General features: G+C 51.6%; 7 protein-coding genes. 6 read left to right on the plus strand and 1 reads right to left on the minus strand.

Features of this window, described 5'->3' with window-relative positions; translation table 11 throughout:
• Positions 1–110: 110 nt before the first annotated feature.
• Positions 111–1,061: a transaldolase gene (gene tal / locus JKP77_RS21740; RefSeq protein WP_218313278.1), complete on the minus strand. Its 951-nt coding sequence runs from the start codon at positions 1,059–1,061 to the stop codon at positions 111–113.
• A 257-nt stretch (positions 1,062–1,318) separates the two neighbouring features.
• Here tal and JKP77_RS21745 point away from each other — a divergent pair, with 257 nt between their 5' ends.
• The 6 genes from JKP77_RS21745 (at position 1,319) to JKP77_RS21770 (ending at position 9,259) form a co-directional block, all read left to right on the plus strand.
• On the plus strand, positions 1,319–2,977 hold the full coding sequence (locus JKP77_RS21745; RefSeq protein WP_218313279.1) for a ribulokinase: 1,659 nt from the start codon (positions 1,319–1,321) through the stop codon (positions 2,975–2,977).
• Positions 2,974–3,666, plus strand: coding sequence for an L-ribulose-5-phosphate 4-epimerase (locus tag JKP77_RS21750; protein ID WP_218313280.1), 693 nt, complete (start codon positions 2,974–2,976; stop codon positions 3,664–3,666). Before JKP77_RS21745 ends, JKP77_RS21750 begins: the two co-directional genes overlap by 4 nt.
• Positions 3,667–3,701: 35 nt before the next feature.
• A complete protein-coding gene (gene araA, locus JKP77_RS21755) occupies positions 3,702–5,204 on the plus strand; it encodes an L-arabinose isomerase (protein WP_218313281.1) in 1,503 nt (500 codons plus the stop codon).
• A 202-nt stretch (positions 5,205–5,406) separates the two neighbouring features.
• Positions 5,407–5,991, plus strand: coding sequence for an HAD family hydrolase (locus JKP77_RS21760; protein WP_218313282.1), 585 nt, complete (start codon positions 5,407–5,409; stop codon positions 5,989–5,991).
• Positions 5,992–6,076: 85 nt separating this feature from the next.
• The gene (locus JKP77_RS21765; protein ID WP_218313283.1) at positions 6,077–7,267 is read left to right on the plus strand and encodes an aldose epimerase family protein; all 1,191 of its coding nucleotides are present in this window, start codon (positions 6,077–6,079) and stop codon (positions 7,265–7,267) included.
• Positions 7,268–7,330: 63 nt separating this feature from the next.
• A complete protein-coding gene (locus JKP77_RS21770) occupies positions 7,331–9,259 on the plus strand; it encodes an RICIN domain-containing protein (protein ID WP_218313284.1) in 1,929 nt (642 codons plus the stop codon).
• Positions 9,260–9,371 lie beyond the last annotated feature (112 nt).

Consider the following 9,371-nt stretch of genomic DNA (forward strand, 5'->3'; position numbering starts at 1 on the left):
GGTTTAAGTTGCAAACCATCCTTGAGGGTTACGACATTGCCAGGTCTCTGGAGGCTGACTTGTGATCAAGAGACAGCTCCGCAGAGTGCCTTTTTTGTTGGTAAAAGCGGTTACACCATCTCTGATAGCATGGCTTCGAGCTTTTCCTGATCAATCGCGAACTGTCGAATGCCTTCGGCCAGTTTGTCGGACGCCATTTTGTCCTGATTCATGTCCCAGCGGAATGCTTGTTCAGTAAGCGGTGACGGCGCCGCTTTGGGGGAATCCGCCGGGATGAGTTTACGCGGCAGCTCGCCTTCCGTATTGGCCAGCTCATCCAGTAAGGCCGGGCTTATAGTGAGACGGTCACATCCGGCAAGTTCCTGGATCTCACTGATGTTACGGAAGCTTGCGCCCATCACAACAGTGTCAAAGCCGTGCTGTTTGAAGAAGTCGTAAATTTCTTTGACTGACTTCACGCCGGGATCCTTCTCGCCCTCGAAGTCGGCATCAGGCTGATTGGCTTTGTACCAGTCAAGGATACGACCCACAAACGGTGAAATAAGGTAAGCACCGGCTTCTGCACACGCGCGGGCCTGCGCGAAGGAGAAAATCAGCGTGAGATTACAGCGAATGCCTTGTTCTTCCAGAATACGTGCTGCCTGAACGCCTTCCCAGGTGGCGGCAACCTTTATCAGTACGCGTGAGGTATCCAGACCCTGACTCTTATAGAGCGCAATGAGTTGGTGCGCTTTTTCTACCGTACCCATGGTATCGAAAGACAATCGCGCATCCACTTCGGTAGATACCAGACCAGGAACCTCCTCCATCAGCTTTCCGCCTATCAGCACGGCAAGTTTATCAGCCGCTAGTGAAACGACATCATTATCTGAGGCGTTGTCTCTTGCCCAGGCAACCGCGTCCTCACCTAACGAACGGTACTTTTCAATTTGCATGGCTTTCAGTAATAACGACGGATTGGTGGTGGCATCTTCAGGCTGATAGGTTTTGATAGCCTCAAAATCGCCGGTGTCTGCGACAACCGTGGTCATGGCTTTTAGCTGGCTAAGTTGACTGGACATAATACTGTTTCCTATAAATATAATAATTGAGAGTTGTTAATGCGTTTCTGCTGAATTCCGGTAAAGGCTGTCTGAATAATCGCCGATGAGAAGGAAAAATAGTCAGTTTGAACCCATCCTAATCGATCTTTTTGTGCTACTTTTCCGTTAATATTATTTTTATATTACCTTTACATTTGCGTATTGTTGATATTATCATACAAATAAATGAAATGACTAACGCTGTATCGATTCAGCGCAAAAAGTGAAAGGTTTTTATGTCTCGATATACATTAGGGCTGGATTATGGCTCTGACTCGGTAAGAGCATTGCTGGTTGATGTGACTACCGGTGCCGAGCTTGCCACACATATGGTGAACTATCCTCGCTGGGCAGAAGGTAAATTCTGTGACCCGGCCAGGGATCAGTATCGCCAACATCCACAAGACTACATTGACAGCCTTGTCGCCGTCGTTCGCGGACTTTGGGAAAAAGTGCCGTCGGATACCGCAGAGAAGGTTATCGGCATGAGCTTTGATACTACTGGATCAACCCCGGTGGCCATCAATGCCGAGGGCACGCCGTTAGCGCTTACCCCTGAGTTCGCCGAAAATCCAAATGCGATGTTTGTGTTATGGAAAGATCATACGTCCATTGTCGAGGCAAAAGAAATCACAGATGCCGCCAACAACAATGACGTGAACTACTTATCACATATGGGTGGCATCTACTCTTCAGAGTGGTACTGGGCGAAAGCACTTCACATTTTCCGAAACGACGCCGCGGTGAAAGCCGCAACCCACTCCTGGGTTGAGCACTGTGACTGGATGACCGCGCTGATGTGTGGCACCACCCATCCGGACAGCCTGACGCTGGGACGCTGCGCCACCGGCCACAAAATGATGTGGAACGAGGCCTGGGGCGGATTCCCGCCAAACAGTTTCTTTACCGGAATCGATCCGCTGTTAGATGGCATGGTAGATAGTATCAATCCTGCCACCAAAACCAGCGACACCCTGGCAGGTAACCTTACCGCAGAGTGGGCCGAGAAGCTGGGTCTGCCTGAGGGCATTGCGATTGGCTACGGTGCTTTTGACTGTCACATGGGCGCTGTCGCAGCCAATGTACGCCCCGGCGTTTTGACCAAGGTCATGGGCACGTCTACCTGCGATATCACGGTAACAACCAAAGCGCAGCTTGGTGACACTTGCGTGAAGGGCATTTGTGGGCAGGTTGATGGCTCGGTGATTCCCGACATGATAGGACTGGAAGCGGGGCAGTCGGCCTTTGGCGATTTGTATGCCTGGTTTAAAAATGTGGTTTTATGGCCAACACGCCAGCTTACTGATGAGCTCACCGGATCCGGTCAGATAGCATTAGTAGAACAAATTGAAGACACCGTATTACAACGTCTTTCCAACGCCGCTGACATGTTGCCGGTAAACAGTACGGATATGACGGCGCTGGATTGGGTAAACGGGCGTCGAACACCGGACGCTGACCAAAGCGTCTCGATGGCGATGACCGGTATCAAAATGGGTACCGATGCACCGGCATTATTTAAAGCGCTGGTAGAAGCCACTGCATTTGGTGCACGTGCCATTACCGAACGTTTTAATGACGAAGGCGTGCCAATTGAGTCTGTTGTGGTTATTGGCGGTATTTCTAAAAAATCGGATTACGTCATGCAAACCTGTGCGGATGTGTGGAACTGCCCGATTGACGTACTGGAAAGTGAGCAAAGTTGTGCTCTGGGTGCGGCGATTATGGCAGCGGTTGCAGCGGGCGCGTTCGATACGGTGGAAGCCGCGCAGGAAGTGATGGCCTCACCGGTATGCAAGCAGTACCAGCCTAACGAAGAACGCGTGTCTGTTTATAACGCCTTGTACAGCAAATACCAGACGCTGGGCGATTATGTCAGCGGAGGCAAGCCATGAGCTATACCGAACTGAAACGCGAAGTTTACGAAGCCAATATGGAGCTTCAGCACCGTAATCTGGTGATTTACACCTTTGGCAACGTCTCGCAAATAGACCGCGATAAAGGCGTGGTAGCTATCAAGCCCAGCGGTGTGTCTTACGAGACCATGAAGCCCGAAGACATTGTGGTTGTGGATTTGGAAAACAACATTGTTGAAGGGAGCATGCGCCCCTCATCAGATACCAAAACCCATGTTCACCTTTATCGTTCATTTGACAATATTGGTGGCGTGACACACACCCACTCAACCTACGCCACGGCGTGGGCACAGGCGAAGCAGAGCATTCCCTGTCTTGGAACCACTCACGCCGATTACGTACATGGCGCAATTACCTGCACGCGGGATCTCACCGACGAGCAGGTAAATGGCGATTACGAGTTAGAAACCGGTATACAAATCACCGATGCATATAAAGCGCGCGACCCAATGGCCGCGCCCATGGTGATTGTTGCCGGACATGCTCCGTTTACCTGGGGTAAAGACGCTGCGCAGTCTGTTTATCATGCTGCGCTTTTAGAAGAAATTGCACGCATGGCGTATCTCACCAGAACACTGGACCCAAATGCGGCGCCGCTGCAACAGGCAATTTTAGATAAACACTATTTACGCAAACATGGCAAAGACGCCTATTACGGCCAGAACTAAGCCGTGTTCGCCAGCAAGTCAGAGGATATTAAGTTATGACCACAGCAAATAAAGAAGTTTGGTTTGTTACCGGTTCGCAACATCTGTACGGACCCAAAGTACTTGAAGAAGTCGCAGGCAATAGCCAGGCGCTGGCGGCCGGATTAAATGAAAGCCAGAAGCTGCCGGTAAAAGTAGTATACAAAGATACCGTGAAATCGTCGGCCGAAATCCATCAGGTCTGTCAGCAGGCGAACAGTGATAAAAACTGCATCGGTCTGATTTTATGGATGCACACGTTCTCGCCAGCCAAAATGTGGATTGCCGGGCTGAACGAGCTGCGCAAACCATGGCTACACTTGCACACCCAGTTTAATGCGGGTCTGCCGTGGGGCGATATCAACATGAATTACATGAATACGCACCAGGCCGCGCACGGCGACCGCGAGTTCGGATTCATCGGTACACGCATGCGCAAAGAGCGCAAAGTGGTAGTGGGTCACTGGCAGCGTCCGGAAGTGCTGGATCAGCTTAATGGATGGTGCCGTGCGGCAATGGGCTGGGCAGAAAGCCAGAGCCTGAAAGTGGTACGCTTCGGTGACAACATGCGTAACGTAGCGGTGACAGAAGGCGACAAAGTGGCAGCGCAAATCGCGTTCGGCTACGAAGTCCATGCATACGGCCTGAACGATCTGGCTGATTCGGTCAATGACATCACCGACGCAGATGCCAATGCGCAGTTGGATACCTACTTCCAGGAATATGAAATTAACGAAGACACGCTGAAAGATGATTATGCACGTGAGCGTTTGCTGAAAGAAGCCAAGCTTGAGCTGGGCATGCAGAAGTTCATGGACGATGGCGGTTTCAGTGCGTTTACCAACTGCTTTGAAAACCTTGCAGGTCTGTCGGGCTTGCCTGGTCTGGCGACGCAGCGACTGATGGCAAAAGGCTACGGCTATGGCGCAGAAGGTGACTGGAAAACTGCAGCCATGGTGCGCATCATGAAAGTGATGGGGCAGGGCCGTGAAGGCGGTTGTTCATTCATGGAAGATTACACCTACAATATGACTGACACCGTGGACCAGGTATTGGGTGCACACATGTTAGAAGTGTGTCCGTCGATTGCCGCGAAAAAGCCACGTCTGGAAGTGCATCATCACACTATCGGTGTGAAGTGCGACGTCCCGCGTCTGCTGTTCTCAGCGAAACCTGGCCCGGCGATTAACGTATCGCCGATTGATATGGGGAACCGTTTCCGCATTCTGGTTAATGAAGTCGATGCGGTGAATCCACCGGATAACACACCAAACCTGCCAGTAGCCTCTGCACTGTGGGAGCCGAAACCGAATCTTAAGACCGCAGCAGCAGCCTGGATCCATTCCGGTGGTGCTCACCATACCGTTTACAGCCAGGCAGTTACGACTGAAATGGTAGAAGATTTTGCGGATATGGCTGGTGTGGAAACCGTGGTCATCGACGACGATACCAATATTCGTTCACTGAAAGCGGAACTTCGCTACAACGCGGCTTACTACCATCTGAAGCAGGGCGTATAACGCGCCCTCACCGAAGACAGGTAATCTGAACACGCTGACCGCATAGTATACCGTGTCCCCGGAGTCTGTTACTTTTTAACTTGTTATATTCCATCCTTAAGCGACGATTGCATCGTACTCAGGATAGTCAGCAGTTAAAAGGTAGCAGGCTCTGATACTATGAGGTTGGCGCTTTTCTTTTTTCTTCACTTCAGGAGCAATCATGGTAGATCTTCGTGCATACAAGGGCATTATTTTTGACATGGACGGTACGCTTATCGATTCGATGGGCTCGCATATGGAAGCCTGGCGACTGGCTTGCGAATTACACGGCTTCCCCTTTGATCTCGATTACATGTATAGCCTCGGTGGTGTTCCTACCCGTAAAACGGTCGAAATTCTGAATGAAAAGTACGCGATGTCACACAGCCCGGATGACGTTGCACGGACCAAACGGCGCATGTGGGAAAAAATGGACCACACGCCCACGATCATAGAATCCACAATGGCCGTTTTTCGCAACTACAGACCTTCCATGCGTATTGGTATCGGCACCGGCGCCGAACGTCCTCATGCTGAGCAACTGCTCAGACATCACGGATTACTGGAGGAAATTGATGCCCTGGTCACCGCTACCGATGTAACACATGGTAAGCCACACCCCGAAACGTTCTTAACCGTTGCTGAAAAAATGGGACTGGCGCCGAAAGACTGCGTGGTTTTCGAAGATACAGAAATAGGTCGCAAAGCCGCCAGCGATGGCGGTATGGACTGCATTATGGTGCACAACGGAGAAATTCAGCTTTAGGTCGTAATAAGCGACCAATCGGGTTGCTTTTTATTACTTTAATTGTAATATAAAAGTATAAAAATCGTTATAGGAAAGTAACTACATGGTGTGCACACAACGTTCACAGTCAGCCAGAGCCCTGATACGCGGGGCCAAACGTCATCTTGTCATCGCAGCCGCGATGTCATTTTCACTTACCCCATTGTTCGCACAAGCACAGGAAGAATCAATGTCAGCACCTTCTGCTCTGATGCAGGCGTACGGCACACTGGATGACGCCACGCCGGTTAATAAAGTTACTCTTACCAATAGCCATGGCATCGAGATGGACGTGATCAGTTACGGTGGCATCATTACCCGCCTGGAAACGCCAGACCGAAATGGCGAATCAGGCAATATCGTTCTGGGTATGGATAACCTGGAAGACTATGTACAGAGCAACCCCTATTTTGGCGCCATTATCGGTCGTTACGGTAACCGAATTGCTAACGGTAAGTTCACGCTAAACGGCACCGAGTATCAACTGGCCACGAATGATGGTGACAATCATCTTCATGGTGGTGTCCAGGGCTTTGACAAAAAGGTGTGGCACATGACGCCGTTCACTACCGCGACCAGTGCGGGTGTTACGCTATCACTGATCAGTCCCGACGGTGACCAGGGCTACCCGGGTACACTGGATACCACAGTGACCTATACCCTGACCAACGACAATACGCTGGATATGCATTTTGCGGCCACCACCGACAAGCCGACGATAGTTAACCTGACCCAGCACACCTATTTCAACCTGTCAGGTGAAGGCACAATACTTGATCATATTTTGCAGATCCCGTCTGACGCGATTACGCCGGTAGACAGTGGTCTGATTCCTACCGGCGATCTTGAACCGGTAGCAGGTACCCCGTTTGACTTCAGAAAGCCTAAGGCTATTGGCAAAGACATCAATGCCAGCAGTGAACAGTTAAAGCGCGGCAAAGGGTACGATCATAACTTTGTGCTGAAAACGGATGCAGACAACGAGCTCGTCAAAGCCGCGACCGTGTACGATCCGGACTCGGGCCGTGAACTGACCGTGCTGACTGAAGAGCCTGCCGTGCAGTTTTACTCAGGCAACTTTCTCGACGGCAGTACCTCACAGGAAGGTATGACACACGCATTTCGTTCGGGCTTTTGTCTGGAGCCACAGCATAACCCGGACTCGCCCAACCAAAGTACATTCCCCAGTACCACACTGATGCCGGGCGAAGTCTACTCAACGCGTATTGTTTATGCGTTTGATACCAGAAAATAAATCGTAGTGACGTAAACGCCCGACGCATGCCGGGCTTACCAGACTTGATGACAGAGGTAACCAATGCAACGTAAATCGATGAGTGCGTTTGCGCTTCTCGCTTGTCTGCTGGCCGGGATTTCCGGTTGTCAGACAACGCCGGCCGGTGACAGTGAGAGCGCCGCGAAGACGCCCCGAAGCGAACAGCCAGAGCAGGCGGATAATGGCACCTTCACCAATCCGCTGTTTCCCAATGGCGCTGATCCGTGGCTGGAATACTGGGACGGTAATTACTACCTGACCACCACCACCTGGACGTCCGAACTGGTGATGCGTAAAGCGCCTACACTGGCTGGCCTTGCTGATGCCACGCCGGTCAACGTCTGGTCGTCTGCCGATCCGGAACGCTGCTGTAACTTCTGGGCGTTCGAATTTCATCGCCTGAAAGGGCCGGATGGTTACCGCTGGTATATGATGTACACGTCGGGCCGCGATGGCACGCTGGACTATCAGCATCTGAGTGTACTGGAAAGTGCCGGTGACGATCCCATGGGGCCTTATGAGTATAAAGGGGCTCTGATGCCCGATGTCTGGAACATCGACGGCAACTATCTGACACTCAACGATAAGTTGTATGTGATTTATTCTCAGTGGCAGGGCGATCAGCAGCTAAACATCATCGCGGAAATGGAAAACCCGTGGACACTGAAAGAAGGTGTTGAGCATACCATCCTGACTCGCCCTGAACTGGATTGGGAAATCAGCGGGCGCAAAGTGACGGAAGGTGCGGAAATACTGCAGCGAAATGGTCGTACGTTTATGACTTATTCTGCGAGCTTCTGTAATACCCCCGATTACAAACTGGGCCTGATGGAGCTGGTGGGCGACGACCCCATGGATCGCGACGACTGGAGGAAGTTTGAGGAACCGGTTTTCGTGCGCACCGATACCGTGTTCGGACCCGGTCACAATGGTTTCTTTACGTCGCCTGACGGCACTGAAGACTGGCTGGTGTATCATGGCAATGATTCGGTTGAGCATGGGTGCAGCGCAACACGTTCGCTTCGCGCTCAGCGGTTCACATGGAATGACGACGGCACACCGGAGTTCGGTGAGCCCTTGACGCCGGGTGTTGAGGTTGCGCCTCCTTCTGGTGAGAATGGTCCGCTGGTGACGCGGGTTCAGGGGCAGCGCTATCATCTGGTAAATGCCACCAGCAATCTGTGTCTGGATATTTCATCCGACCCGGAAGATAACCGCGCAGTACAGCGTGCATGCGCCGGTACGAACGGACAGTGGGTACTGGATAGCACGACAGACGGTTACATACGGTTGGCAAACCGGGAAGACAGCAAGTTTCTGGAAGTGGCAAATTGCAGCGTTAATGACAATGCCCGCGTGCAGTCAGCAGCGTGGCGAAACAATTACTGCCAGCAGTGGAAAGTTGAATCTGGCATCGACGGTAACGTGACACTGGTTAACCGCTACAGCGACAAGCCGCTTACGGTAGCAGGCTGCTCTGCCTCTGAAAATCAGGCTGTGTTGCAGCACAACAACGACAGTGCCTGTAACCAATGGCAGCTGCAACCTGTGGGTGACGTAGTGCTGCTTAGCCAGCAAAGCGGAAAAGCGGTAAGCGTACCCGTGTCGGCATCCGCAGGCGACAATGTGATGCAACAGGCGTGGGCGCATGGCGACAATCAAACCTGGAATATCACGCCTACCAACACAGGCTATGTTGCACTGAAACCAGAAGCTGACGGTGACTTATGCGCGGGTATTGCTGATAGTGCTGTGGTCCCCGGAGCCAACGTAGAGCTTATGTCCTGTGAAGAAAAAACCGCGCAGTGGCGTATGAAGCCTGTTACCGGAGGCGGCATGATGTTTATCAACCGTTACACAAATCAGGCATTAGGGCTTACCGATTGCGGTCTGGCCGAGGGAACCAATCTGGCGCAACAGCCTGAACTGGATACTCGTTGTCAGGTATTCCATTTGCGCGAGCCGAGATAACCGGCGTGCATCTGTGAATAAAAAAGGCTGCCCTCAGGCCTGTCTCTTATACACAAATCCCTGCTAAGTAATTAGTGGGGATTTTTTTTGAACTCTATTTACCAAGCTTGAT

Origin of the sequence: Alteromonas antoniana (assembly GCF_019249295.1) — a bacterium.
GTDB lineage: Bacteria > Pseudomonadota > Gammaproteobacteria > Enterobacterales > Alteromonadaceae > Alteromonas > Alteromonas antoniana.

What these genes read in the sequence shown, in the direction of transcription:
- JKP77_RS21770 (WP_218313284.1), top strand. Translation starts at nt 7,331, where the DNA reads ATGCAACGTAAATCGATGAGTGCGTTTGCGCTTCTCGCTTGTCTGCTG.
- JKP77_RS21750 (WP_218313280.1), top strand. Translation starts at nt 2,974, where the DNA reads ATGAGCTATACCGAACTGAAACGCGAAGTTTACGAAGCCAATATGGAG.
- JKP77_RS21760 (WP_218313282.1), top strand. Translation starts at nt 5,407, where the DNA reads ATGGTAGATCTTCGTGCATACAAGGGCATTATTTTTGACATGGACGGT.
- JKP77_RS21745 (WP_218313279.1), top strand. Translation starts at nt 1,319, where the DNA reads ATGTCTCGATATACATTAGGGCTGGATTATGGCTCTGACTCGGTAAGA.
- tal (WP_218313278.1), bottom strand. Translation starts at nt 1,061, where the DNA reads ATGTCCAGTCAACTTAGCCAGCTAAAAGCCATGACCACGGTTGTCGCA.
- araA (WP_218313281.1), top strand. Translation starts at nt 3,702, where the DNA reads ATGACCACAGCAAATAAAGAAGTTTGGTTTGTTACCGGTTCGCAACAT.
- JKP77_RS21765 (WP_218313283.1), top strand. Translation starts at nt 6,077, where the DNA reads ATGGTGTGCACACAACGTTCACAGTCAGCCAGAGCCCTGATACGCGGG.